20 protein-coding genes are annotated in these 25,822 nt (G+C 59.8%); 11 read left to right on the top strand and 9 right to left on the bottom strand.

The features are described from left to right. Positions 1 to 2 precede the first annotated feature (2 nt). The 5 genes from DU29_RS0110535 (at position 3) to DU29_RS0110515 (ending at position 3,269) form a co-directional block, all read left to right on the top strand. On the top strand, positions 3 to 737 hold the full coding sequence (locus DU29_RS0110535) for an adenosylcobinamide-GDP ribazoletransferase (RefSeq protein ID WP_028621660.1): 735 nt from the start codon (positions 3 to 5) through the stop codon (positions 735 to 737). Positions 738 to 876: 139 nt separating this feature from the next. Beyond that, positions 877 to 1,281, top strand: coding sequence for a MarR family winged helix-turn-helix transcriptional regulator (locus DU29_RS0110530; protein ID WP_028621659.1), 405 nt, complete (start codon positions 877 to 879; stop codon positions 1,279 to 1,281). Between the two features lie 53 nt (positions 1,282 to 1,334). After that, complete coding sequence (locus tag DU29_RS0110525; protein WP_028621658.1) at positions 1,335 to 2,543, top strand: MFS transporter; 1,209 nt, start codon at positions 1,335 to 1,337, stop codon at positions 2,541 to 2,543. Continuing rightward, the gene (locus tag DU29_RS1000000133510) at positions 2,540 to 2,662 is read left to right on the top strand and encodes a hypothetical protein (RefSeq protein ID WP_268871175.1); all 123 of its coding nucleotides are present in this window, start codon (positions 2,540 to 2,542) and stop codon (positions 2,660 to 2,662) included. The genes DU29_RS0110525 and DU29_RS1000000133510 overlap by 4 nt, the downstream gene beginning before the upstream one ends. A gap of 55 nt (positions 2,663 to 2,717) precedes the next feature. Further along, the gene (locus DU29_RS0110515; RefSeq protein ID WP_028621657.1) at positions 2,718 to 3,269 is read left to right on the top strand and encodes a glutathione peroxidase; all 552 of its coding nucleotides are present in this window, start codon (positions 2,718 to 2,720) and stop codon (positions 3,267 to 3,269) included. An 89-nt stretch (positions 3,270 to 3,358) separates the two neighbouring features. Here DU29_RS0110515 and DU29_RS0110510 read toward each other — a convergent pair whose 3' ends face one another. The 3 genes from DU29_RS0110510 to DU29_RS0110500 form a co-directional block, all read right to left on the bottom strand. After that, positions 3,359 to 4,630 carry an OmpP1/FadL family transporter gene (locus DU29_RS0110510; protein ID WP_028621656.1) on the bottom strand — a complete coding sequence of 424 codons (1,272 nt, stop codon included), beginning with the start codon at positions 4,628 to 4,630 and terminating at the stop codon, positions 3,359 to 3,361. Between the two features lie 146 nt (positions 4,631 to 4,776). Next, positions 4,777 to 5,259: a hypothetical protein gene (locus tag DU29_RS0110505; protein ID WP_028621655.1), complete on the bottom strand. Its 483-nt coding sequence runs from the start codon at positions 5,257 to 5,259 to the stop codon at positions 4,777 to 4,779. Positions 5,260 to 5,533: 274 nt separating this feature from the next. Then, positions 5,534 to 5,758 carry a hypothetical protein gene (locus DU29_RS0110500; RefSeq protein ID WP_028621654.1) on the bottom strand — a complete coding sequence of 75 codons (225 nt, stop codon included), beginning with the start codon at positions 5,756 to 5,758 and terminating at the stop codon, positions 5,534 to 5,536. 994 nt (positions 5,759 to 6,752) lie between these two features. Here DU29_RS0110500 and DU29_RS0110495 point away from each other — a divergent pair. After that, positions 6,753 to 7,076, top strand: a complete 324-nt coding sequence (locus DU29_RS0110495; RefSeq protein ID WP_081832469.1) for a hypothetical protein — start codon at positions 6,753 to 6,755, stop codon at positions 7,074 to 7,076. A gap of 175 nt (positions 7,077 to 7,251) precedes the next feature. Further along, positions 7,252 to 8,616 carry a DNA recombination protein RmuC gene (gene rmuC, locus DU29_RS0110490; RefSeq protein WP_161781286.1) on the top strand — a complete coding sequence of 455 codons (1,365 nt, stop codon included), beginning with the start codon at positions 7,252 to 7,254 and terminating at the stop codon, positions 8,614 to 8,616. A gap of 6 nt (positions 8,617 to 8,622) precedes the next feature. Here the strand turns inward: rmuC and DU29_RS0110485 are convergent, their stop codons facing one another. After that, positions 8,623 to 12,093: a hybrid sensor histidine kinase/response regulator gene (locus DU29_RS0110485; protein WP_028621651.1), complete on the bottom strand. Its 3,471-nt coding sequence runs from the start codon at positions 12,091 to 12,093 to the stop codon at positions 8,623 to 8,625. Between the two features lie 891 nt (positions 12,094 to 12,984). Between DU29_RS0110485 and DU29_RS0110480 the strand changes: the two genes are divergently transcribed. Beyond that, positions 12,985 to 14,127: a TDT family transporter gene (locus DU29_RS0110480; RefSeq protein ID WP_028621650.1), complete on the top strand. Its 1,143-nt coding sequence runs from the start codon at positions 12,985 to 12,987 to the stop codon at positions 14,125 to 14,127. Between the two features lie 67 nt (positions 14,128 to 14,194). Next, a complete protein-coding gene (locus DU29_RS0110475; RefSeq protein ID WP_028621649.1) occupies positions 14,195 to 16,069 on the top strand; it encodes an MFS transporter in 1,875 nt (624 codons plus the stop codon). A gap of 52 nt (positions 16,070 to 16,121) precedes the next feature. Here the strand turns inward: DU29_RS0110475 and DU29_RS0110470 are convergent, their stop codons facing one another. The 5 genes from DU29_RS0110470 to DU29_RS0110450 all read right to left on the bottom strand — a co-directional run bounded on the left by DU29_RS0110470 (position 16,122) and on the right by DU29_RS0110450 (position 21,300). Further along, the gene (locus DU29_RS0110470) at positions 16,122 to 17,048 is read right to left on the bottom strand and encodes a GGDEF domain-containing protein (RefSeq protein ID WP_028621648.1); all 927 of its coding nucleotides are present in this window, start codon (positions 17,046 to 17,048) and stop codon (positions 16,122 to 16,124) included. Between the two features lie 372 nt (positions 17,049 to 17,420). Continuing rightward, positions 17,421 to 18,161 carry a YciK family oxidoreductase gene (locus tag DU29_RS0110465; protein ID WP_028621647.1) on the bottom strand — a complete coding sequence of 247 codons (741 nt, stop codon included), beginning with the start codon at positions 18,159 to 18,161 and terminating at the stop codon, positions 17,421 to 17,423. A 373-nt stretch (positions 18,162 to 18,534) separates the two neighbouring features. Further along, entirely contained in the window at positions 18,535 to 19,206 is a 672-nt protein-coding gene (gene mupP, locus DU29_RS0110460) for an N-acetylmuramic acid 6-phosphate phosphatase MupP (protein ID WP_028621646.1), read from the bottom strand. Positions 19,207 to 19,210: 4 nt separating this feature from the next. Then, complete coding sequence (gene ubiG / locus DU29_RS0110455) at positions 19,211 to 19,909, bottom strand: bifunctional 2-polyprenyl-6-hydroxyphenol methylase/3-demethylubiquinol 3-O-methyltransferase UbiG (RefSeq protein WP_028621645.1); 699 nt, start codon at positions 19,907 to 19,909, stop codon at positions 19,211 to 19,213. Between the two features lie 56 nt (positions 19,910 to 19,965). Further along, positions 19,966 to 21,300 carry a TRZ/ATZ family hydrolase gene (locus DU29_RS0110450; protein WP_028621644.1) on the bottom strand — a complete coding sequence of 445 codons (1,335 nt, stop codon included), beginning with the start codon at positions 21,298 to 21,300 and terminating at the stop codon, positions 19,966 to 19,968. A gap of 106 nt (positions 21,301 to 21,406) precedes the next feature. On the opposite strand from DU29_RS0110450, the gene mtnA reads away from it, so the two are divergent. Both mtnA and gyrA read left to right on the top strand, forming a co-directional pair. After that, entirely contained in the window at positions 21,407 to 22,483 is a 1,077-nt protein-coding gene (mtnA, locus tag DU29_RS0110445; protein ID WP_028621643.1) for an S-methyl-5-thioribose-1-phosphate isomerase, read from the top strand. 425 nt (positions 22,484 to 22,908) lie between these two features. Next, a complete protein-coding gene (gyrA, locus tag DU29_RS0110440) occupies positions 22,909 to 25,572 on the top strand; it encodes a DNA gyrase subunit A (protein WP_028621642.1) in 2,664 nt (887 codons plus the stop codon). The last annotated feature ends 250 nt before the right edge of the window (positions 25,573 to 25,822 follow it).

The following is a 25,822-nucleotide window of genomic DNA, read 5'->3' as shown; positions in this document are numbered from 1 at the left end:
GCATGCTGCCATTCTGGATCGCCCTGCAATTTCTCGGCAGCCTGCCGATTCGTCTGCCGGGCATGCCGTCCCCGCAGGAATTGGGCCGCTCGCTGCTGTTTTACCCGCTGGTAGGGCTGCTGTTTGGTGTCATCCTGTGGGTCTTCAACGAACTGTTGCTCGGCGCGCCATTACTGCTTCACGCCGCATTATTGCTGACGGTTTGGGTGATGCTCAGCGGCGCCCTGCACCTGGATGGTCTGGCCGACAGCGCCGACGCCTGGCTCGGTGGTTTTGGTGATCGGGAACGCACGCTGACGATCATGAAAGATCCGCGCAGCGGACCGATTGCCGTCGTGACGCTGGTGCTGGTGCTGCTGCTCAAGTTCGCCGCGTTGCTGGCGTTGATCGAACAGCACAACAGCGTTTTTCTGATTATTGTTCCGCTGCTGGGGCGCGCTTCCTTGCTGGCGTTATTTCTGACGACGCCCTACGTCCGCCCCGGAGGATTGGGGCAGGCATTGGCCGATCATTTGCCGCGCACGGCTGCTAGGCAGGTGTTGCTGATTTGCGCAGTGGCTTGCGTTGTCTTTGCAGGCCTCGACGGCTTTATCGCCCTCGTTGTAGCGGCGCTGCTGTTTGCCTGGCTGCGTCAGCTGATGATTCGGCGACTGGGCGGCACCACCGGCGATACTGCTGGAGCGCTACTGGAATTACTGGAAATGACCCTGCTGGTCAGCGTTGCACTATTCCCGTAGGAGCAAGCTTGCTCGCGAAGCAGGCGCCTCGGTCTTGCAGTGGAAACCATGCCATCGTTCTTCGCAAGCAAGCCTCGCTCCAAGGGTGAGACGTATCTAAATATTTGCTTTTATCTTTTCGCGGGTATATACACGCACCATGCTCGAATCCCAATGTTTATGCATCAACCTGCGTCGCGCCGCTCGTGGCGTCAGCAGGCACTATGACGGCGCTCTCGACGGCTTCGGAATCAACGTTGCCCAGTATTCTCTGCTGTGCAATCTGCAGCGTCTTGATCAGCCGAGTATTTCCACCCTGGCCGAGGCCATGGGCCTGGATCGCAGCACGCTTGGACGCAATTTGCGCGTGTTGGAGGGCGAGGGGCTGGTGTTGTTGGTCGAAGGCGATGACATGCGCAACCGCATCGTCAAATTGACCGACACCGGCGCCGAGCGTCTCAAAGCCGCGTTGCCGGCGTGGGAAGCGGCGCAGCAACGGTTAGTCGATCGTCTAGGCACTGAAAAACGCGAAATCCTGCTGCAACTGTTGGATGAACTGGCCTGAGGCCGGTTCTTCTCGATCTTAAGCGGGTATATACCCGCTAGCGGAGAATAATAATGACATCGATGTGGCGTACGTGCGGTTGGGTACTGTTGGGGAGTGCGCTGATTCTGGCGCTGTCCTTGGGCGTGCGCCACGGCTTCGGGCTTTTTCTCGCGCCGATGAGCGCTGAGTTCGGCTGGGGACGTGAGACATTTGCGTTCGCCATCGCCTTGCAAAACCTGATCTGGGGCCTGGCGCAACCGTTTACCGGAGCCTTGGCAGACCGCTTCGGCGCGGCGAAGGTGGTGCTGATCGGCGGTGTCCTCTACGCAGTGGGCCTGGTCTGCATGGGCCTCTCCGATTCAGCCGTGACCTTGTCCCTGAGCGCCGGCCTGTTGATCGGCATCGGCCTGTCCGGCACGTCCTTTTCGGTAATCCTCGGCGTCGTCGGTCGCGCCGTGCCGCCGGAGAAACGCAGCATGGGCATGGGCATCGCGAGCGCTGCCGGTTCCTTCGGCCAGTTCGCCATGCTGCCCGGCACGCTGGGGCTGATCGGCTGGCTCGGCTGGTCGGCAGCATTATTGGTGCTGGGTCTGCTGGTGGCGCTGATTGTGCCGCTGGTGAGCATGCTCAAGGACAAGCCTTTGCCGCTGCTCGGGCATGAGCAGACTCTTTCCGAGGCACTGCGCGAAGCGTGCTCGCACTCGGGATTCTGGCTGCTGGCGTTCGGCTTTTTTGTCTGCGGTTTTCAGGTCGTGTTCATTGGCGTGCATTTGCCGGCCTACCTGGTCGATCAGCATCTGCCTGCCACCGTCGGCACTACGGTGCTGGCGCTGATCGGTCTGTTTAATATCTTCGGCACGTACACGGCCGGCTGGCTGGGCGGGCGCATGTCGAAGCCGCGCCTGCTGACTGGGTTGTATTTGTTGCGGGCCGTAGTGATCGGGTTGTTTCTCTGGGCTCCGGTCACCACCACGTCTGCGTACCTGTTCGGCATGGCGATGGGTTTCCTGTGGCTGTCGACAGTGCCATTGACCAACGGCACCGTGGCGACCTTGTTCGGCGTGCGAAACCTGTCCATGCTGGGTGGCATTGTTTTCCTGTTCCACCAACTCGGCTCGTTCCTCGGCGGCTGGTTGGGCGGGGTGGTGTATGACCGAACCGGGAGTTACGACTTGATCTGGCAGGTAGCGATTCTCTTGAGTGTGTTGGCCGCGGCGCTGAACTGGCCGGTACGCGAGCGGCCGGTGGCGCGCCTGCAAACACAGGTGACGGCGGTATGAACAGTCTCTGGCCACAAGTCGCCGTTGGAGCGGGCGGCGTTTTGCTGCTGGCGCTGGCGTGGTGGGGCTGGCAGCAGGGCGGGCTGGCGTTGATGCAGTTGGGCATGGGCGCTTGCTAGCAGGCGGTGAGGACGAGTAACTTCGTTAATGACGAACTCTCAAGGATGCACGAACATGCTGATGCGCTGGCTGGCAGTTCCCGTATTAATGGTGGCGTTTACCGGTTTGGCCCAGGCGGCGGAATGTCCGGAGCTGCTCAAGGGCTCGTTGCCCAAGTTGCGTGCCAAGGAATCCATCGACCTGTGCCAGCGCTTCGCCGGCAAACCGCTGGTGGTGGTCAATACCGCAAGTTTTTGCGGTTTCGCCCCACAGTTCAAAAGCCTTGAAGCGTTGAATCAGCGCTACAAATCTGAAGGACTGGAAGTGATCGGCGTACCCTCCAACGACTTCAAGCAGGAGTCCAAGGACGGCGAAGAAACCGCCAAGGTCTGCTACGTGAATTACGGCGTCACCTTCACCATGACCGAGCCACAGAAGATTCGGGGTGACGATGCCATCAACCTGTTTCAGGTGTTAGCCGCACAAAGCAGCGCGCCGAAGTGGAATTTCTACAAGTACGTGGTCGATCGCAAAGGCAAGGTAATCGCCGATTTCTCGAGCCTCACCAAGCCGGATGATCCCGAGTTCATCGACGCCGTCGAGAAAGCCATCGCTTCGCAACCCTGATCGATGCGCATAAAAAAGCCCCGCCTCTGGACCAGAGCGCGGGGCTTTTTCAATTCAGGTGGCGCAGCCTTCAGCCTCGCCGTGAATCATCAGAAACGGTAGGTAGCACCCACACCAAAACCGTTCGCCGAGTTTTCATACTTGGCGCTGTAGGTCTGGCGACCGTTGTCGTCGTTGACCTTGACCGACTCTTCCAGCAGGTACGAATACGCTACGTCAATGGTCAGGTCGTCGGTTGGGCTCCAGCCAGCGCCCAGGCTGAAAATCTTGCGATCGCCAGTCGGGATGCGTGGGGAACGGTTTTCGTTGTTGGTCGGTGCCTGATCAACCGAGAAGCCGGTGCGCAGAACCCATTGCTTGTTCAACTTGTACGACGCACCGATGGCGTGAGCCCAGGTGTCGTGCCAGTTTTGTTCTTCAGTGATCGTGCCGAGACCGCGAGCGGCCAGAGCGGCAGGCACACCTTCGTTCTCGACGGTGATCTCTTTCAGGCGGCTCCAGCGGGTCCAGGTGCTGCCTGCATAAAGAGTCCACTGATCATTCAACTCGTGAGTGACCGAGAAGTCGACCGACTCAGGCGTGGTAATGTCCAGCGAAGCATCAAACTTCTGATTCGGGTTCTGACCCAGAGCGCCGAGCAGGCCGTAGTTGACCTTGGTGTCACCGTCCAGCTTGTACTTCACTTTCGAGTGATAGGTCAGGCCGACGCGAGTGCTGTCGGTAGCTTGAACCAGCACGCCGATGTTGTAACCCAGTGCAGTGTCGTCGCCCTTGATCTTGACTTGACCATCGGGTGCGCGCGGATCCAGCGACAGGTTCGATTCCAGCTTGCCGTCGATGCGGTTGATGGTCGGGCCGAAACCGATCGACACCTTGTCGTTGAAGGCGTAGCTGACAGTTGGCTGCACAGTGACGATTTTGACTTCGCTTTTGCTGCCGAAGTAACGACCGGCGAAACCGTTTTCGTAATCGGTCACCAGACCGAACGGTGCGTATACGCCGACACCGAATGCCCAGTGCTCATCGATTGGCTTGACGTAGTAGCCCATCGGAACGGCAATGAACGGAACCATGTCACCATCATTGCTGCCGCCATTCGGGCGCGAGGTGGCGTCGCTGATATCGGTGTGTGCGTCGAGGAATGCAGCGCCGCCGGTGACTTGTTCGCGCTTGATGCGCGCCATGCCGGCAGGGTTGCCAAATACTGTACTTGCATCATCGGCAGTCGAAGATCGCCCGGCAAAACCAGTACCCATCCCGCTGATGCTTTGTTCATTGATGGCAAAGCCACTCGCAAATAGCTGGGTGGATGCCATGGCAGCGGCGAGGGTAAGTGTGGTTTTGAGCATTACTTTTTTCATTATTAGAACTCCTGGTGATCACCGGGGCGAAAATTACCAACATTTTCGTCCCAGCGCTATAGGCTGTATGCGTTGAGCTAGAGCGGTTTTGTAGGACAATCCGACCATATTCGGAACGTGTTGCACGATCTTTCAAAGATGGGGATTCAGCAGGCGACCTGATTCAGCGGTGAAACACATGTTTGCCAGGCGTAGGTGAAGTCTCTCAGGCGGCCTTGAGGCTGGAAGGTCTGGCGCCAGATCCGGGCCATGCCCAAAAGATCGTCGGCTTCGGGGAGCGGGGTGTTTTGTTCTTCAACCAGCAACCAGGCGATGGCTGTGGCGTAGCGAAGATTGACGGTCAGTTCGAGGTGCGGTCCACTGAGGAACGCATGCTGGCTGGCCAGTCCCCGAACCAGGCTGGCGCGTTCCGGATCCAGTGCGAGGTAGTGGTCCCAGAGCGCTTGATGGCGAGGCTCGTTGATTCGGTACAAACCGTGTCCACGGCGGTCGTGCAGGGCGGAACCAAGGGCGGACTGACTGGCGGCGATGCCCAGCAGCAGGGATTCGGCAGTTGCGCTATGGCGTCCAAGGTAAATCAAGGTTGGACGGATCACATAACGACACAGTTCGCTGGCAGCGATACCCATAACACCCTCGGAACGTGAAGTGGTCGGCGAGTCCTGAAAGGGGGCCTTGGCAGCAGTGGATCGAATCAGGCTCGCCGCAAGCGGATCACGCCGCTTGAGTTGAAGTGTAGTGTCATATTCGCGCTGTAAAGGACTGTTTTTAAAATATTTCCGGCTTCGAGTTATAACCGTTATATCCCTTGGTGCTTAAGCCTTGCCGAAAAATCGGGAAATTTTCGGCAATAAAAAGCCCCGCATTTAGCGAGGCTTTTGGGTTTGCAGCTTTTGCAGCGTATCAGGCCACGAGTGCCTGACGAGTACGCTCGATCACGGCCTGCAGCGGTTCGGCGCTGGAGTACTGATCGGGGTAGAGGCGTTCGCTATGGCGGGCGATGCCGTGTTCATTGACCAGGGTGAAGCTGAAGCAGCCTTTGCGAGCGGCCATGATCAGGCAGTTCATTGGGGCAAAAGCATTGGTCAGGGCGCGGATAGCATCCTGGGTGTGGATTTGAGTAGACATAGTCATTGGTGTTCCTACAAGCGACACGGATAAGAGCCGTGCAAAATTAAAACGTTCCAGTGACGTCGACCACCGTTGGTCGTACGAAGAACCCGACTGGAACAAAGCAGCCAGTTTGAAGCGCTGATAATTGGCGCGCTTGGGCTGGCAGGTAGGTACTTAGGAGGGCAGGCAACACATCAAGGGCAAAGGTTCTGGGCCCGGGGTGAAGATCCTGATCAATTTGCAGGCTGGTTCGGTCAGAGTAAGTGGTCTTCGCAACACCCTTTGCTTTTGATTCAAAGGCTGTGTTGACGCAAGATTTACCTGGAAACCATCGAGGTGGTCGATCCCGCTTGTTCGGTTAGGGCTTCCTTGAGGGAGGCTGACCGGGGGGATTTGTTCGACCAGAATTGACTTTCAGCTTGGTACTAACGCCGCGGATAGTAACGGATTGGTTTGCGGAAGGGAAGATACGTTTACAAAAACATCTCTGCCCAGGCTCCTTGTACGGAATTCATTCATACAACGGCATGAGCACCGGCGCGATAGCTGTCCCTGGCAGGTTAAATCCGACCGTTGGTCGCTACCGCCCATCGCCCAATCTTGGCGCATTTTGGGATAAGCAAGCGATTTATCCCCAATCCAAGTGAAAATTCGCTCCGAAAAAGCGCGTGTATATAACCATCACACTGTTACTTGTGCACAAAGGTGCCACAGGCAGTCACAGGAGTGTCACATTGCCTGCGTCGAGAGTGGGTGCCTGTATCCGAAATTTAAGTCAATGAAAAACATCGCTTTTTTTTACTGGTGAAAAAATCGTCAGTTTGACTGCGAGCCCCGTTCCATAGGGCTTTGCAAGAGTTCAAAGGCGGTTGTCCACTGAGTTATCCACAGCTTCTGTGGATTGTCCCAAGCGCTTGCTCTAGGACGGGCGTGCCGCGAATTTTCGAGCTTTACCTGTCAGAAAAAAAGAGTAGAGTGGCGCGCCTTCCGATCTGTCCCACAGTGCTTTATGAAGTTTCGCTCAGTACCAGATTCCGTTACCTCCCCACCGTCAAGTGTTACCCCACCCAAGCGTATGTCGATGCGCGTGGCCGAGTGGCTGCTCGATAGCCCGCGTCTGAGTGAGAACACTAGCGTCAAACACTTGGCCGGGCGGCTGCTCAAGCAACCGGCCCGCGAAGGCGTGGTCGCTGCGCAAAGTCGCCTCGGCCAGCTGATGTGCCGCGAATGCGGGAATGCCCGCGACCGTCGGATTGGCCACGACCTTTTGCGTCAGGCCGCCCGCGCAGGCGATCGCCGCGCCTTGCAGGAACTTGGCCTGGTCGAAGACTGAGCTGTCCAAGACCTGACGCCTTGGTTAACCTTCAAGCTTTAATTCATCGGCAGGAATGGCTATGGCTATGGACTTGACCAGCATATTGCTCGGTCTGGCGGGTGCTGCACTGCCTCTTCTGGTGTTGGCGTGGCAGCTTCAGCGCCGGGCCAGCAGCACGCAGTCGGATGTGGCCCTGCTGGAAGAGCGTCTGGCCATGGCCAACCTGGCGCAGGACGGGCTCAACGCTCAGCTCGAAGCCTGTCGCGACGAAATAGCAGACCTCGGCCAGGCAAATGCCACCAAGCAGGCTGATCTGGCGGCGCTGCGGCGAGAAGTCGAGTTGCTGCAGATCGAGCGTGATGACGCCCGCGACGCCGCCCACGCCTGGAATATCGAACGCGCCGGCAAAGAGACTGAGTTGCGCCGACTGGATGCGCAGGCGGCTTCGCTTAACGCAGAGCTGCGAGAGCAACAGGAAAGCCATCAGCAACGCCTCAACGACCTGCAAGGCTCGCGCGACGAGCTGCGCGCGCAGTTCGCCGAACTGGCGGGCAAGATCTTCGACGAGCGTGAACAGCGCTTTGCCGAGACCAGCCAGCAACGCCTCGGGCAATTGCTCGATCCGTTGAAAGAACGCATCCAGTCCTTTGAAAAACGCGTTGAAGAAAGCTATCAAGCCGAGGCGCGTGAACGCTTTTCGCTGGCTAAAGAGCTGGAGCGTCTGCAGCAGCTGAACCTGCGCCTCAGCGATGAAGCCACCAACCTGACCCGTGCCCTCAAGGGTCAGAAAACCCAAGGTAACTGGGGCGAGCTGATTCTGGAGCGGGTGCTTGAGCACGCCGGCCTGGAGAAGGGTCGCGAGTACCAGACCCAGGTCAATCTCAAAGGCCCGGATGGCGAGCGCTTCCAGCCTGACGTGATCATTTATCTGCCGGGCGACAAGCAGGTGGTAGTGGACTCGAAGGTCAGCCTCACGGCTTACCAGCAATACGTCACGGCGGACGACGATGGCATCGGCCAGATCGCACTGAAGCAGCACGTGCTGTCGTTGCGCACCCACGTCAAAGGTCTGGCCGGCAAGGATTACAAGCGTCTCGATGGCTTGCACAGTCTGGATTTCGTGTTGTTGTTCGTGCCGATCGAAGCGGCATTCTCCGCAGCGCTGCAGGCTGAACCGACGCTGTTTCAGGAAGCCTTCGACCGCAACATCGTCATTGTCAGCCCGACCACGTTGCTGGCCACTTTGCGTGTCATCGACAGCCTGTGGAAGCAGGAGCGGCAAAGCCAGAACGCCCGGGAAATCGCCGAACGTGCCGGTTGGCTGTACGACAAGTTCGTGTTGTTTATCCAGGACCTTGATGAGGTCGGCAATCGCCTGCAACAGCTGGACAAAGCCTACAGCTCGGCGCGCAACAAGCTGACAGAGGGGCGAGGCAATCTGGTCAGCCGCAGCGAGCAGCTGAAGTTGTTGGGGGCACGGGCGAGCAAGAGTTTGCCGGCGGATCTGCTGGAGCGGGCGATGACGGATGTGGATGGCCTGGCCGAGTTGCCGGAGTAGCTAAAACTACAACGGCAAATGCCGGCTCAACAACGCCCTCAGCGCCGCCGGTTTCACCGGTTTTGGCAGGTAATCCAGCCCCGCGGCATGCACCTGAGCCACCATCTCCGGGCGGCCGTCGGCGCTGATTACCACGCCCGGTACCGGTTCGCCCAAGCGCGTGCGCAACCACGCCATCAGTTCGGTGCCGGTCTCGCCATGGTCGAGGTGATAGTCCACCAGTGCCAGTTGCGGACGCATTCCTGCATCGAGCAACTGCGCGCATTCCGCGCGATTACGCGCGGTCCAGACCTGGCAGCCCCAGCGCGTCAGCAGGCTGTTCATGCCGATCAAGATGCTGTCTTCGTTGTCGATGCACAGCACCTGCGCGCCACTCAACAACTTGCCGTTTATCTCACTGATGGCGACTGGCGCCACAGTTTGCGCCTGCGCCAATGGCACGCAGACACTGAACATCGTGCCGCGCCCCTCCCAAGAGCGAACCTGCAACGTGTGGCCCAGCACGCGGCACAACCCGTCGGCGATCGCCAGCCCCAAACCCAGGCCCTTCTCCGCGCGGGTCTGGTGACTGTCGAGGCGTTTGAACTCTTCGAAGATGACTTTTTGCTTGTCCAGCGCAATCCCCGGACCGCGATCCCACACCTCCAGACACAATTGCCCCTCGCGCCGCCGAACGCCCAGCAGCACCGGGCCTTTGGCGTAACGGAACGCGTTGGTAAGGAAGTTTTGCAGGATTCGCCGCAGCAGTTTGATGTCGCTATAAACGCGCAAGGTGCTGCCGCGCACACGGAAGTCCAGGCCCTGTTCGCCGGCCAGCGCCTTGAACTCAGCCGCAAGGACGTCGAACAATTCGTCGAGCGCAAACGCCTGAGGATCAGGATTGATCTTGCCGTTTTCCAGGCGAGAAATATCCAGCAGATCGCTGATCAGGTCTTCGGCTGAGCGCAGCGAACTGTCCAGATGCCGGACCAGTTTCTGCGCTTCGTTGGACAAGCCGTCATCCTGGTGGGAGAGGGCGGCGGAGAACAGGCGGGCGGCATTCAACGGTTGCATCAGGTCATGGCTGACGGCCGCGAGAAAACGGGTCTTCGACTGGTTCGCCGACTCGGCAGTGCCCTTGGCTTCAGTCAGGGCCACGTTCAATTGCGACAGTTCATGGGTGCGCTCGGTGACCCGCCGTTCCAGGCCTTCGTTGGCCTCGGTCAGCGCCTGTGCGGCCTCGCGGAATGCGGTGATGTCGGTGAAACTCATGACGAAACCACCACCCGGCATCGGGTTGCCGATCAGTTCAATCACACGCCCGTTGGGGAAAAGTCTTTCAGAGGTGTGAGCCCGGCCCTGACGCATCCAGTGCAGACGACGAGCAACATGCACTTCCGCCTCGCCGGGGCCACACAAACCGCGCTCGGCATTGTGGCGAATGATGTCGGCAATCGGTCGACCGACACTGATCAGGCCGTCCGGATAGTTGAACAGCTCCAGATAACGACGGTTCCAAGCCACCAGCCGCAACGATTGATCCACCACGCTAATGCCTTGGGTGATGTTCTCGATAGCGCCTTGCAGCAACGCACGGTTGAACTGCAGCACTTCGGAGGCTTCGTCGGCGATCCGGACGACATCCTCCAGCTGCATTTCCCGACCTTCGATGGCCGCTTTCACCACGGCGCGGGTCGATGACGCACCGAGCACACCAGCCAGCAGGCGCTCGGTGTGGGCGATCCATTCACTGTCGGCGTTCTGATTGGGGTTGAAGCCCTTGCCCTGGCGATAGGCGAAGCGAATAAAGCTCTGACGAGCACGTTCTTCACCGACAAACCGCGCGGCCAGTTGCAGCAGATCGTCGATTTGCACTGCCAGCATCGAACGGGCGCTGGGGCGGGCGCTGATTTCCTGGCCGATGAAACGGCCGGCCTGCCAGTGCTCCGAAACGCGTGTACGTGACAGCACCGAAACCCAGGCGAACAGGGTGAAGTTGCCGGCCAGTGACAGCACCACACCTTGGGTCAAGGGGGTGATCGGCAGGTTCAACGGATTGCTGTGCAACCACGCCAGTCCTGGAAAAGTGTTTAGCGACAAGCCCAGGCTGTGAGCGGCAATCGGCAGGACCAGCGTGTAAAACCATAGAAAGGTCCCTGCCGCGAGGCCGGCAAACACACCACGGCGATTGGCCTGTTTCCAGTACAGCGCGCCGAGCATGGCCGGAGCCAATTGAGTCACGGCGGCGAAAGCGATCTGGCCGATGGTGGCCAGGCTGGCCGTCGAGCCGAGCAGGCGATAGCTCACATACGCCAGCAGCAAAATCACCACGATGCTGACCCGGCGCACCGACAGCATCCACTGGCGGAACACTTCAAACGGCCGCTCGGCGTTGTTGCGGCGCAGCAGCCACGGCAACAGCATGTCGTTGGACACCATTGTCGACAGCGCCACGCTCGCGACGATGACCATGCCGGTCGCCGCCGACGCGCCGCCGATAAACGCCAGCATCGCCAGCGCAGGGTGGGCTTGGGCCAAGGGCAGGCTGATGACGAAAGAGTCTGGCAGCACCGAGCTCGGCAGCAGCATCTGACCGGCGAGGGCGATCGGGACTACAAACAGTGCGGCCAGGGCGAGGTAGGCCGGGAACACCCATTTGGCCAGGCGCAGATCCTGCGGGTCGATGTTTTCCACCACGGTGACGTGAAACTGCCGCGGCAGGCAGATGATCGCCATCATCGCGACCCCGGTCTGCACCACCATCGACGGCCAGTTGATGGTTTCCTTCCAGTATTCCTCGAGACGCGGTGCGAGCATGGCCTGGTCGAACAGGTCTTCAAAACCGTCGTACAACCCGTACGTCACGAACGCGCCGACCGCCAGAAAAGCGAACAGCTTGACCAGTGACTCGAACGCAATCGCCAGCACCATGCCTCGGTGGTGCTCCGTGGCGTCGAGGTTGCGGGTACCGAAGACAATGGTGAACAGCGCGAGCACCAGCGACACGATCAGTGCCGTGTCCTGGGCGCGCGTGCCCATGGCGTCGGCTCCGGCGCCGATCAGCAGGTTCACGCCCAGCACAATGCCTTTGAGTTGCAACGCGATGTAAGGCAACACGCCGACCAGGCAGATCAGCGCGACGACAATGGCCAGCGATTGCGATTTGCCGTAGCGGGCGGCGATGAAGTCGGCGATCGAGGTGATGTTTTCCTGCTTGCTGATCATCACCATTTTTTGCAGGACCCACGGCGCGCAGACCAGCAACAGGATCGGCCCGAGGTAGATCGGCAGGAACGACCAGAGCTGTTCAGCGGCCTGACCGACCGCGCCAAAGAACGTCCAGCTGGTGCAATAGACGGCCAGCGACAGGCTGTAAACCCAAGCGCGCACCCGTGGCGGCAGCGGCGTGCTGCGGCGATCGCCGTAAAAGGCGATGGCGAACATGATGGCCATATAGGCCAGGGCGACGGCGGCGATCAGCCCGCTGGACAGAGACATGGAAACTCCCGGCAAAAGACACCCGGGACTCCCGCCCGGCACGACAGTCTCGCACGCCGGCCGGCGTTCGTCAGTGTCGACCAAGGTCGAGGCGTGGCGGGGTGTTGCAGGGTGGGGTGGTCGTTTGGATACTGACGGATTTCGCCGGTGATGGCGGTGTGTAAGTCGGTAGTGTTGTGGGCTGAGCCGGCGCCATCGCGAGCAGGCTCACTCCTACAGTTTGGAATGCGATAAGGCAGCCGCCGCCGACCCCTGTAGGAGCCGGGCTTGCCCGCGATGGCGGTGTGTCAGTCGGTAGTGTTGTGGGCTGAGCCACCGCATTCGCGAGCAAGCCCGCTCCCACAGTTTGGAATGCGATAAGTCAGCCGCCGCCGACCCCTGTAGGAGCCGGGCTTGCCCGCGATGGCGGTGTGTCAGTCGCTACTGTTGGCGGCTGAGCGACCGCATTCGCGAGCAGGCTCGCTCCTACAGTTTGGAATGCGTCCGGCCAACCACCGCCGATCAGTGTGGGAGCCGGGCTTGCCCGCGATGGCGGTGTGTCAGTCACTATTGTTGGCGGCTGAGCGACCGCATTCGCGAGCAGGCTCACTCCTACAGTTTGGAATGCGATAAGGCAGCCGCCGCCGACCCCTGTAGGAGCCGGGCTTGCCCGCGATGGCGGTGTGTCAGTCGGTAGTGTTGTGGGCTGAGCCACCGCATTCGCGAGCAAGCCCGCTCCCACAGTTTGGAAGGCGTTCGACCAACCAACGCCGATCAGTGTCTGACCCAATCTCAGAAACTGAAATGCTCCATATCTACAAACCAGATAACTTATAGAGATATTACCCGTTATATAGATATTCGATTCTGTTCCACCATTAACTCCACCTCTCCAGAGGACAGGAGTTCACCATGAAATGCAGCGCAACCCGGCTTAAACCCTTCAGCCATTTAAACCACCCTAGCGAAGTCATCCGCCAATTCACCCCCAACTGGTTCGCGGCGACCATGGGCACCGGCGTGCTCGCGCTGGCCCTCGCACAACTGCCGTTCGCCAATTCCGGTGTTCACGCCGTGGCCGAAGCCCTGTGGCTGTTCAACATCCTGTTGTTCACCACATTCACTGCGCTCTATGCAGCGCGCTGGGTAATGTTCTTCGACGAAGCGCGGCGCATCTTCGGCCACTCAACGGTTTCGATGTTTTTCGGCACCATCCCGATGGGGCTGGCGACCCTCATCAACGGTGCTCTGCTGTTCGGTGTGCCGCGTTGGGGTGAGGGCGTCATTGCGGTCGCTGAAGTGCTGTGGTGGCTGGATGTAGCAATGTCGCTGGCCTGCGGCGTGCTGATCCCCTATCTGATGTTCACCCGTCAGGACCACAGCATCGACCAGATGACGGCGGTCTGGCTGTTGCCAGTCGTAGCAGCGGAAGTAGCGGCCGCCAGCGGAGGCTTGCTCGCTCCGCACCTCGCCGATAGCCATTCACAATTTCTGATGCTGGTAACCAGCTACGTACTCTGGGCATTTTCCCTACCCGTGGCCTTCAGCATTCTGACAATCCTGTTGCTGCGCATGGCCCTGCACAAACTGCCACCCGCCAGCATGGCGGCGTCCAGCTGGCTGGCGCTCGGCCCCATCGGCACTGGCGCGCTCGGCATGTTGCTGCTGGGCGCCGATGCGCCGGCCATCTTCGCCGCCAACGGCCTGCCCGGTATCGGCGAAATGGCAGCCGGCCTGGGGCTGATCGGCGGAATTTTGCTCTGGGGGTTTGGGCTGTGGTGGATGCTGATCGCGCTGCTGATCACCGTGCGTTATCTGCGTGCCGGCATTCCCTTCAACCTCGGCTGGTGGGGCTTCATCTTTCCACTGGGCGTTTATGCGCTGGCCACGTTAAAGCTCGCCAGCGCCTTGCAGCTGACGTTCTTTACTGTTTTCGGTTGTGCGCTGGTGGCGATGCTGGCGGTGATGTGGCTGATCGTCGCCCGGCGCACCGTGCAAGGTGCCTGGCGCGGCGAACTATTTGTTTCGCCATGCCTTGCAGGATTAGCAAAATAAATCACGAAGATTAGGTAATGTGTGGCCCTGAATCTGAATCTCTACCCAGACAAGGGACACACGGAAGATGAGTCACCCCTCACAGTTTGCCTTGCTCCGCACCCGGCGCTTCCTGCCTTTTTTCATCACCCAGTCGCTCGGCGCGTTCAACGACAATGTCTTCAAACAATCGCTGATCCTCGCCATTCTGTACAAGTTGACCATCGAGGGCGATCGTTCGATCTGGGTCAACCTGTGTGCGCTGCTGTTCATCTTGCCGTTCTTTCTGTTTTCGGCGCTGGCCGGGCAGTTTGGCGAAAAGTTCGCCAAGGACGCGCTGATCCGTCTGATCAAGCTCGGCGAAATCGCCATCATGGCGGTCGGCGCCGTCGGCTTTGTGTTCGATCACCTGGCGTTGATGCTGGTGGCGCTGTTCGCCATGGGCACGCACTCGGCGCTGTTCGGGCCGGTGAAATATTCCATTCTTCCGCAAGCGTTGCATGAAGATGAGCTGGTCGGTGGCAACGGCCTGGTGGAAATGGGCACCTTCCTGGCCATTCTCGCCGGCACTATCGGCGCCGGGATCATGATGTCGTCGGCGCAGTACGCGCCCATCGTGTCCGTAGCGATCGTCGGCATCGCGGTACTCGGTTACCTGGCCAGTCGCAGCATTCCACGTGCCGCCGCATCAACGCCGGAAATGCGCCTGAACTGGAACATTTTCAGTCAATCCTGGGCCACCTTGAAGCTGGGCCTGGGGCAAACGCCGGCGGTATCACGCTCGATTGTCGGCAACTCGTGGTTCTGGTTTGTCGGCGCGATTTACCTGACGCAAATCCCGGCCTACGCGAAGGAGTGGATGCACGGCGACGAAACCGTGGTGACACTGATTCTTACCGTATTCTCGGTCGGTATCGCACTCGGCTCGCTGCTCTGTGAAAAGCTCTCGGGGCGCAAAGTCGAGATCGGTCTGGTGCCGTTCGGCTCGTTCGGTCTGACCGTCTTCGGCCTGCTGCTGTGGTGGCATTCCGGGGGAATACCGGACAGCGTCAGCGGCCACGGCTGGATTGAAGTGCTTGGGTTTGGCCACACCTGGCTGGTGTTGATCGACATTCTGGGTCTGGGTATTTTCGGTGGCTTCTACATTGTGCCGCTGTACGCGTTGATTCAGTCGCGCACCCCGGAGAACGAGCGGGCGCGGGTGATTGCCGCCAATAACATCCTCAATGCCCTGTTCATGGTGATCTCGGCCATTGTCTCGATCGTATTGTTGAGCATGGCCAAGTTGTCGATTCCGCAGTTGTTTCTGGTGGTCTCGCTGCTCAACATCGGCGTCAACGCTTATATCTTCAAAATCGTCCCCGAGTTCAGCATGCGCTTCATGATCTGGCTGCTCAGCCACTCCATGTACCGCGTGGAGCATCGCAACCTCGATGTGATCCCTGACGAAGGCGCCGCTTTACTGGTGTGCAATCACGTGTCCTTCGTCGACGCCTTGCTGATTGGCGGCGCAGTGCGTAGGCCGATTCGCTTTGTGATGTACTACAAAATCTACAATTTGCCGGTGCTGAACTTCATCTTTCGCACGGCCGGGACAATTCCGATCGCGGGGCGTCAGGAAGACATTCAGATTTACGAAAAAGCCTTCACGCGCATCGCCGGCTATCTGAAGGATGGCGAGCTGGTGTGTATTTTTCCGGAAGGCAAGTTGACCGTCGATGGCGAGATCAACGAGTTCAAGGGCGGGCTGCGGCGGATCCTCGAAGAGACGCCCGTGCCAGTGATTCCGTTGGCGTTGCAGGGGTTGTGGGGGAGTTTCTTCAGCCGCGACCCCGACAAAGGCATATTCCGTCGGTTATGGTCGCGGGTGACGCTGGTCGCCGGGCCGGCAGTCGCGGTAGAAGCGGCTGAGCCGGTGAAGCTGCAAGCTTTGGTAGGGGAATTGCGCGGGACGCTGCGGTAACCATTGTTGACTGGCGCGGGCCGCCCCAGTGCGTGCCCGCTATGACGCAGTCTCAGCCCGCCATCGCCAAGCGGTTACGGCCTTCGCGCTTGGCCACGTAGAGCGCGCTGTCGGCACGGCGCAGCAGGCTTTCGGACGACTCGCCGGGCAGCAAGGTCGAGCAACCGAGGCTGACCGTCAGCTCTATGGTGTTGCCGTCCGCAGAATACTTGCGTGCCTGCGCGGCGTAGCGCAAACGCTCACCGACCATCGCTGCGGCCTCGCGACCGGTGTTCGACAGCAGAATCAGAAACTCTTCGCCACCGAAACGGAACACCATGTCAACGTTGCGCAGCTGGCTTTTGATCGACGCGGCCACCGCTCGCAGCACATCGTCACCGGCGCTGTGCCCGTGGGTATCGTTGATGTGTTTGAAGTGGTCGATGTCGAGCATCAGCAGCGACAACGGTTGCAGATGACGCCGGGACATTTCGATTTCCCGTTGCAACGTCTGGTCCATGGCGATGCGATTGCCGGTGTCGGTCAGCGGATCACGCAGCGCACTTTGCGTTGCCGCACGATAGAGCAGGGTGTTGCGCATCGGGTACAGCAGCGCCGACAGCAACGACTCGAGATTGGCCTGTTCCTGCACGTTGAACCGTTGATTGCGGCGGAACACCAATTCGCCCAGATGCTCGCCTTCGTGGCTGAGGCTGTAGCTGACCGAGTGGTGGCCGCGAACGCCGAACTCGAGGCGCAGGTCGCTGGCCTTGTGCGTATAGCTCAAGGCATCGAGCGGTACCAGTCGCTGAATCTCCCGGAAAAAAAGCCCCAGAATGCGCTGCGGTTCCAGGCTCGTTTGCAGTTGCAGGCTCAATTGCTGGCGCAGTTGCGCAAGACTGACCGGCCTCTCCAGAATGGCAGGCTGTTGACCAAAGCCCAGGCGTTGCAATTTGGCGCTATCGAAGTCAATTGCGTTGGTCTGGGAAGGTGATTTCATAAAGCAGTCGCCCCTAAGCAGTAAGCTGTCTTACAGGCTGGGTGAGAGCGGCTTTAGGCTGCGCGTCGTACTGGTCCGTCAGTCCCGTAGGACATTTCGTACAAGTCTAATCTGCTTTGTCGAACTTACGTAATCTGTCGACTCAAGCGGCGCCCCATTTGCTGTCACACGGCGTGTCTGAGCAGGATTAGAGCTGGAATTATGCCATTCAGTTCATTCGATAAAAAACTCTTCAAAATCAATGTTTTGAAGAGTTGGAAAACGCTCTGGGAAGTTTTACGCGGCATTTATTTGACTTCTTTCATGCTCATTTACGACGCTGTTCTTGTTTCGCGACGAATTTTCGTCGCGAAACAAATGCGACGTGTGGCACTACTGAGCGTTGAAAGCCTGGCCGTTGATGCCGGTGCTGTCCGGACCCATCAAGTACAGGTAGACCGGCATGATCTCCTCAGGCGTCGGGTTGTTCAGCGGGTTCTCACCGGGGTAAGCCTGCGCGCGCATGCTGGTGCGGGTGGCGCCCGGATTGATACTGTTGGAGCGCACCGGTGCCACGGTGTCTACTTCGTCCGCCAAGGTTTGCATCAGGCCTTCGGTGGCAAATTTGGACACGCCGTAAGCGCCCCAATAGGCACGACCCTTGCGACCGACGCTGCTTGAGGTGAACACCACCGAAGCGTCCTGCGACAGCTTCAACAATGGCAACAGCGTACTGGTGAGCATGAACATCGCGTTGACGTTGACGTGCATGACCCGCATGAAATTTTCGCCGGACAGTTGTTCGATCGGCGTGCGCGGGCCAATGATCGAGGCGTTGTGCAGCAGGCCGTCAAGGTGGCCAAACTCGGTTTCAATCATCGCCGCCAGCTCATCGTATTGATGCGGCTGGGCGGTTTCGAGGTTGAACGGGATCACGGCCGGTTGCGGATGACCCGCCGCTTCGATTTCGTCGTAGACCTGAGTCAGATTCGCTTCGGTCTTGCCCAGCAACAAAACGGTGGCGCCATGCGCGGCGTAAGCCTTCGCAGCGGCCGCACCGATGCCACGACCGGCACCGGTGACCAGAATGACCCGGTCCTTGAGCAATTCGGGGCGGGCGGAATAATCAAACATAAAGAACCTCATCAAAATCGTGCAGGGAACCTGTGGCGAGGGGATTTATCCCCGTTGGGCCGCGAAGCGGCCTCAGACCCCTAATTGCGGCGTGTCAGATTCGCTGCATGGAATTATCTACGTTCCCTTGTAGCAGCTGCCGAAGGCTGCGTCCCCGTACCAGAGACCGCTTTCTGTAGCAGCTGCCGAAGGCTGCGTCCGACTGCGAAGCGGTCGTAAACAAAGACTGCGCAATATCTGAGCCAGTCCCGGTGTGCGGTGTTAGCGACTGCTTCGCAGTCGGACGCAGCCTTCGGCAGCTGCTACAAGGGAGCGCGGTGTCTGTTACAAACGCAGCCTTCGGCAGCTGCTACACGGGATTAGTCGCGGCTGCTCAGCAACTGCACAGCGCGTTATCCAGCACCCCAAGCAACTCCAGCGGATGATCAATCACGGCGTCCGCGCCCCAGTGCTTCGGGTTGTCATCCGGGTGAATGTAACCGTACGTCACCGCGCAGGTCTTGGTCCCGGCATCACGGCCAGACTCGATGTCGCGCAAATCATCGCCGATAAACAACACGCTGGCCGGGTCCAGATCCAGCAGCTTGCACGCCAGCGTCAGCGGTTCAGGGTCCGGCTTGCTGTGGGTCACATGATCAGGGCAGATCAACACCTTCGAGCGCTCAGCCAAACCCAGCTGCTGCATGATCGGCTCGGCGAAGCGCACCGGCTTATTGGTGACCACGCCCCAGATCAAATTGGCCTTCTCGATTTTCTCCAGTACTTCGGCCATGCCATCGAACAGATGGCTATGCACCGCGCAACCCTTGAAGTACCGGTCAAGAAACTCCTGACGCAGTTCCTCGAACCCCGGCGATTCGGGGTCCATGGAAAAGGTCGCGGCAACCATCGCTCGCGCACCACCGGAAATTTCGTCGCGAATGTACTGCGGGTTGATCGGCGGCAGGCCACGGTCGGCGCGCATCGCCTGGGCGATCGCAATGAAGTCCGGCGCGGTGTCGAGCAGCGTGCCGTCCATGTCGAAAAGAACCGCTCTGAGACGCATCGCCTTACTCCTCGCGCAGGGTCTGGATCATGTAATTGACGTCCACATCGGACGCCAGTTTGTAGTGTTTGGTCAGTGGGTTGTAAGTCAGGCCAATGATGTCCTTGACGGTCAGGCCCGCCATGCGGCTCCAGGCACCCAGCTCGGAAGGGCGGATGAATTTCTTGAAGTCGTGCGTGCCGCGCGGCAGCAACTTCATGATGTATTCAGCGCCGACGATGGCGAACAGGTAAGCCTTGGGATTGCGGTTGATGGTGGAGAAGAACACCTGGCCGCCCGGTTTGACCATTTTGTAGCAGGCGCGAATCACCGACGACGGGTCCGGCACGTGCTCGAGCATTTCCAGACACGTCACCACGTCGAACTGCTCTGGCATTTCTTCAGCCAAAGCCTCGGCGGTGATTTGCCGATACTCGACGGTCACGCCCGATTCCAGTTGATGCAGCTGCGCCACCGCCAGCGGCGCTTCGCCCATGTCGATGCCCATCACGGTCGCGCCGCGCTGCGCCATGGCTTCGCTGAGAATGCCGCCGCCACAACCGACGTCGAGGACTTTCTTGCCAGCCAGGCTGACGCGCTCGTCAATCCAGTTGACGCGCAGCGGGTTGATGTCGTGCAGCGGCTTGAATTCGCTTTCGCGGTCCCACCAGCGATGGGCCAGCGCTTCGAATTTGGCGATCTCGGCGTAGTCGACGTTGCTCATGTTCAATCCTCTAAAACTTGAAAAATCCTGTTGCCCCGGCACTCGGTCCGGGGGGCTTACGATTCGTTCTGACCGCTGATGCGTTGGCCCCAGGCCTTGGCGGTCGCGGCCAGCTGTTGTTCGTCCATGCGTGTCAGGCGGCGATCGTCGAGCAACGGCTTGCCGGCGACCCACAAATGTTTCACGCAGTCGCGACCGGTGGCATATATAAGCTGCGACACCGGGTCATAGACTGGTTGCTGCGCCAGCCCGGACAGGTCGAACGCGACCATGTCTGCCGCCTTGCCGATTTCCAGCGAGCCTACGTCAGCTTCGATACCCAGCGCGCGGGCGCCGTTCAGCGTGGCCATGCGCAGTGCGCGGTGGGCGTCCAGCGCCGTGGCCGAGCCGGCCACCGCTTTCGCCAGCAGCGCAGCGGTGCGGGTTTCGCCAAGCAGGTCGAGGTCGTTGTTGCTGGCCGCGCCGTCAGTGCCAATCGCCACATTGACCCCCGCCTGCCACAAACGCTCGACCGGGCAGAAACCGCTGGCCAGTTTAAGGTTCGACTCCGGACAATGAATCACATTGGTGTTGCTTTCTACCAGCATCGCCAGGTCTTCTTCGCTGATCTGGGTCATGTGCACCGCCTGGAAGCGCGGGCCCAGCAGGCCAAGGCGTTCGAGGCGGGCCAATGGCCGTTCGCCCGTCTGCTCGACGGCCTGCTGCACCTCGAATGCCGTTTCGTGCACGTGCATGTGGATCGACGCGTCGAGTTCCTCGGCAATCACACGGATCTTCTCAAGGTTTTCATCGCCGACGGTGTAAGGCGCATGCGGGCCGAATGTCACTTTGATGCGTTCGTGATGCTTGAGGTCGGTGAACAATTCGACGCCCTGACGAATGGCTTCGTCCGCCGAGCTGGCGCCGGGGATGGGAAAGTCGAGGATCGGAATCGCGATTTGCGCGCGGATGCCGCTGTTGTGCACTCGCTCGCTGGCCACCTTCGGGAAAAAATACATGTCGGAAAAGCAGGTGATACCGCCTTTGATCTGCTCGGCGATGGCCAGATCGGTGCCGTCGCGCACGAACGCTTCATCGACCCACTTGGCTTCAGCCGGCCAGATGTGATTTTCCAGCCAGGTCATCAGCGGCAAATCATCGGCCAGGCCGCGAAACAGCGTCATCGCCGCATGACCATGGGCATTGATCAGGCCGGGGCTGAGCAGCACGTCCGGCAATTCGCGGATTTCGCTTGCTTCAAGCTTCAGCGCGGCGGAACGTGGGCCGATAAAGACAATGCGCCCGTCACGAATGCCTACGCCGTGTTCCTTGAGGACGACGCCTGCAGGTTCGACGGGTACCAGCCAGGTCGGCAGCAATAACAGGTCGAGCGCAGCGGCAGGGTTTGGCATCGAAGGCGGTTCCAGAGCTTTTGTCAAAGAGGGCGAAGTATACCCGAGCGTCTTCGCGGGGGGCTCGCTATAATCGGCGGCTTTGTGACTGAGTACGGGGTGTGGGATGCGCGATCGACTGTTGGCTGCGGAGAAGGTGAAGGCCATCGATTGGCGTGATGGCGCCCTGTATCTGCTGGACCAGCGTATTCTGCCGTTCGAGGAAACCTGGATTGCCTACACCAGCGCGGCGGGCGTGGCCGAGGCGATTCGCTCGATGGTCGTACGCGGCGCGCCGGCGATTGGCATCAGTGCGGCGTACGGGGTGGTGCTGGCCGCCCGGGCCCGCTTCGCCGAGGGTGGCGACTGGCATGCGGCGCTGGAAGAAGATTTCGCGCTGCTGGCCGACTCGCGTCCGACGGCGGTGAATCTGTTCTGGGCGCTGGCTCGCATGCGCGACCGGCTGGACCGCCTGAAAAAGCACGCCGATCCGCTGGCCGTGCTGGAAGCCGAGGCCATCGCCATCCATGAAAGTGATCGTGAAGCCAACCTGACCATGGCGCAGCTCGGTGTCGACCTGATCCGCAAGCATCAGGGCAACGCGCAGACCATCCTGACTCACTGCAATACCGGCGCACTCGCCACCGGTGGCTTCGGCACAGCGCTGGGGGTGATTCGCGGGGCATTTATTGAAGGCATGGTCGAGCGGGTTTACGCCGATGAAACCCGTCCATGGCTGCAAGGTTCGCGGCTGACCGCGTGGGAACTGGCCAACGAAGGCATTCCCGTGACGCTCAACGCTGACTCCGCCGCTGCGCACATCATGAAGACCAAAGGCATCACCTGGGTCATTGTCGGCGCCGACCGTATCACCGCCAATGGCGACGTGGCGAACAAGATCGGCACCTATCAACTGGCGGTGAACGCCATGCACCACGGCGTGCGCTTCATGGTCGTGGCGCCGAGTTCGACCATCGACATGAACCTCGCCAGCGGCGACGACATTCCGATCGAAGAGCGCGACGGCGGCGAATTGCTGGAGGTCGGTGGCAAACGGGTCGGCGCGGATGTCGACGCGTTCAACCCAGTGTTCGACGTAACGCCTGCGGACCTGATCGATGTGATCGTCACCGAAAAGGGCATCGTCGAGCGGCCGGATACGGCGAAGATGGCGCAGTTGATGTGTCGCAAGCGGTTGCATTGATGATATCTGGCGTTTGGTAAATCGCCATCGCCAGCAGGCTGGCTCCCACAGGATTTGCAATCGACTCCGATACTGTGGGAGCCAGCCTGCTGGTGATGAGGCCATTAAAGGCAACAAATCTCCCCGAACCAGACCGTTTTTTTACATTCAGCGCAGCTCTAAGCCCCTCTGATCCCCTATCAGCCCCTCACCACTCAACTAACTACACTCCATGCGCATCTGGGGGATAGGTGCGTGGCGGCTCTTGTGATAACATTCGGCGGTTTCCAAGGTAGCCCGATGTGGCTGCCTTTACTGCGCAGATCCATGGCATAAATCGTTGATTTGTCGTAAGTCGTTGCATGGCACTCAGCCTGCAGCGGCGAGCTTCGTTCGTCCCATATGGATGTGACGAGGTTTCACCAGAAAAAGGAATCAGGCTTCTCATGGGCGAACTGGCCAAAGAAATCCTCCCGGTCAATATCGAAGACGAGCTGAAGCAGTCCTACCTCGACTACGCGATGAGCGTAATTGTCGGGCGGGCACTGCCGGATGCGCGCGATGGCTTGAAGCCCGTGCACCGGCGTGTGCTGTTCGCGATGAGCGAGCTGGGCAACGACTTCAACAAGCCGTACAAGAAATCTGCCCGTGTTGTCGGTGACGTGATCGGTAAGTATCACCCGCACGGTGATACCGCGGTGTACGACACCATCGTTCGGATGGCACAGCCATTCTCGCTGCGCTACCTGCTGGTGGACGGTCAGGGCAACTTCGGTTCGGTGGACGGCGACAACGCCGCGGCCATGCGATACACCGAAGTGCGCATGACCAAGCTGGCGCACGAGCTGCTGGCTGACCTGCACAAAGAAACCGTGGACTGGGTGCCGAACTACGACGGCACCGAAATGATCCCCGCGGTCATGCCGACCCGTATTCCCAACCTGCTGGTCAACGGCTCCAGCGGTATTGCCGTGGGCATGGCGACCAACATCCCGCCACACAACCTCGGTGAAGTCATCGACGGTTGCCTGGCACTCATCGACAACCCCGAGTTGACCATCGATGAGCTCATGCAATACATCCCCGGTCCGGACTTCCCGACCGCCGCGATCATCAACGGTCGCGCCGGCATCATCGAAGCCTACCGCACCGGTCGCGGCCGCATTTACATGCGCGCCCGCTCGACCATCGAAGACATCGATAAGGTCGGTGGCCGTCAGCAGATCGTCATCACCGAACTCCCGTACCAGCTGAACAAGGCCCGTCTGATCGAGAAGATCGCCGAGCTGGTTAAAGAGAAGAAGCTGGAAGGCATCACCGAACTGCGCGACGAGTCCGACAAGGACGGTATGCGCGTCGTGATCGAACTGCGTCGCGGCGAAGTGCCTGAGGTGATCCTCAACAACCTCTACGCCCAGACCCAGCTGCAGGCGGTGTTCGGTATCAACATCGTCGCGCTGATCGACGGCCGTCCTCGCATCCTTAACCTCAAGGACCTGCTGGAAGCCTTCGTTCGTCACCGTCGCGAAGTCGTCACCCGCCGCACCGTGTTCGAACTGCGTAAAGCACGCGAGCGTGGTCACATCCTCGAAGGTCAAGCGGTTGCCCTGTCGAACATCGACCCGGTCATCGCCCTGATCAAGGCTTCGCCGACGCCGTCGGAAGCCAAGGAAGCGCTGATCAAGACCGCGTGGGAATCGTCCGCCGTGGTCGCGATGGTTGAACGCGCCGGTGCCGATTCGTGCCGTCCCGAGACCCTCGATCCGCAATACGGCCTGCGTGAAGGCAAGTACTTCCTGTCGCCGGAACAGGCGCAAGCGATTCTCGAACTGCGCCTGCACCGTCTGACTGGTCTGGAACACGAGAAGCTGCTGGCCGAGTACCAAGAGATCCTCAACCAGATCGGCGAACTGATCCGCATCCTCAGCAGCGCCACGCGCCTGATGGAAGTGATCCGCGAAGAACTGGAAGTGATCCGCGCCGAATACGGCGACGTGCGTCGCACCGAGATCCTCGATGCCCGTCTCGACCTGACCTTGGGTGACATGATCCCGGAAGAAGAGCGCGTCGTGACCATTTCCCACGGTGGCTACGCCAAGACCCAGCCATTGGCTGCGTACCAGGCTCAGCGTCGTGGCGGCAAAGGCAAATCGGCTACCGGCGTCAAGGACGAGGACTACATCGCGCACCTGCTGGTCGCCAACAGCCACACCACGCTGCTGCTGTTCTCCAGCAAAGGCAAGGTGTACTGGCTGAAAACCTACGAAATCCCGGAGGCCTCCCGCGCTGCCCGTGGTCGTCCGCTGGTCAACCTGCTGCCGCTGGACAGTGATGAATACATCACCACCATGCTGCCGGTCGAGGAATACACCGAAGGTCACTTCATCTTCATGGCCACCGCCAAAGGCACCGTGAAGAAGACCCCGCTGGAATCCTTCAGCCGTCAACGCAGCGTCGGCCTGATCGCGCTGGAGCTGGACGAAGGTGACGTACTGATTTCTGCCGCCATCACCGATGGCGAGCGCGAAGTCATGCTGTTCTCCGACGGCGGTAAAGTGACACGCTTCAAGGAAACCGACGTTCGTGCCATGGGCCGTACCGCTCGTGGTGTGCGCGGCATGCGCCTGCCGGAAGGGCAGAAGCTGATTTCCATGCTGATCCCGGAAGAAGGCAGCGAGATCCTCACTGCGTCGGCCCGTGGTTACGGCAAGCGCACGGCGATCGCCGAGTTCCCTGAGTACAAGCGTGGCGGTCAGGGCGTTATCGCCATGGTCAGCAACGACCGTAACGGCCGTCTGGTCGGCGCGGTCCAGGTGCTCGACGGTGAGGAGATCATGCTGATTTCCGACCAGGGCACACTGGTGCGTACTCGCGTCGACGAAGTCTCCAGCCTGGGTCGTAACACCCAAGGCGTGACCCTGATCAAACTGGCCAGCGACGAAACGCTGGTCGGTCTGGAACGGGTTCAGGAGCCATCGGAAGTCGAGGGCGAAGAGCTCGAAGGCGAGGAGGGCGAAGAAGGTGCAGTGTTCGACGGTGAGGTCGTGATCGACGACGCAGTCGAAGACCAGCAACTCGACGCCGCCGCAGACGAAGAACCGCAAGAGTAAGCGGACAAACAGGGGGCGGATGAAAATTCGCCCCCTTGTTGTTTGTCCTCCAGGAAAATGATCCCCCTGTAGGAGCGAGCTTTTGTGCTTGTCCCTTCGGAATGTTGATGCCGTGTAGGAGCGAGCTTTTGTGGCGAGGGGGTTTACCCCCGTTGGGGTGCGAAGCGCCCCCAAAACCAGCCGCCTATATCTCGCATGAGAATGGGGTGACAGGTTTGCGATTGCTTCGCAATCGAACGGGGGTAAACCC

This window comes from Pseudomonas sp. Ant30-3, assembly GCF_000690905.1.
Taxonomy (GTDB): domain Bacteria; phylum Pseudomonadota; class Gammaproteobacteria; order Pseudomonadales; family Pseudomonadaceae; genus Aquipseudomonas.
The sequence above is the reverse complement of the archived record's forward strand: the minus strand, read 5'-3'. Positions and strand labels throughout refer to the sequence as shown.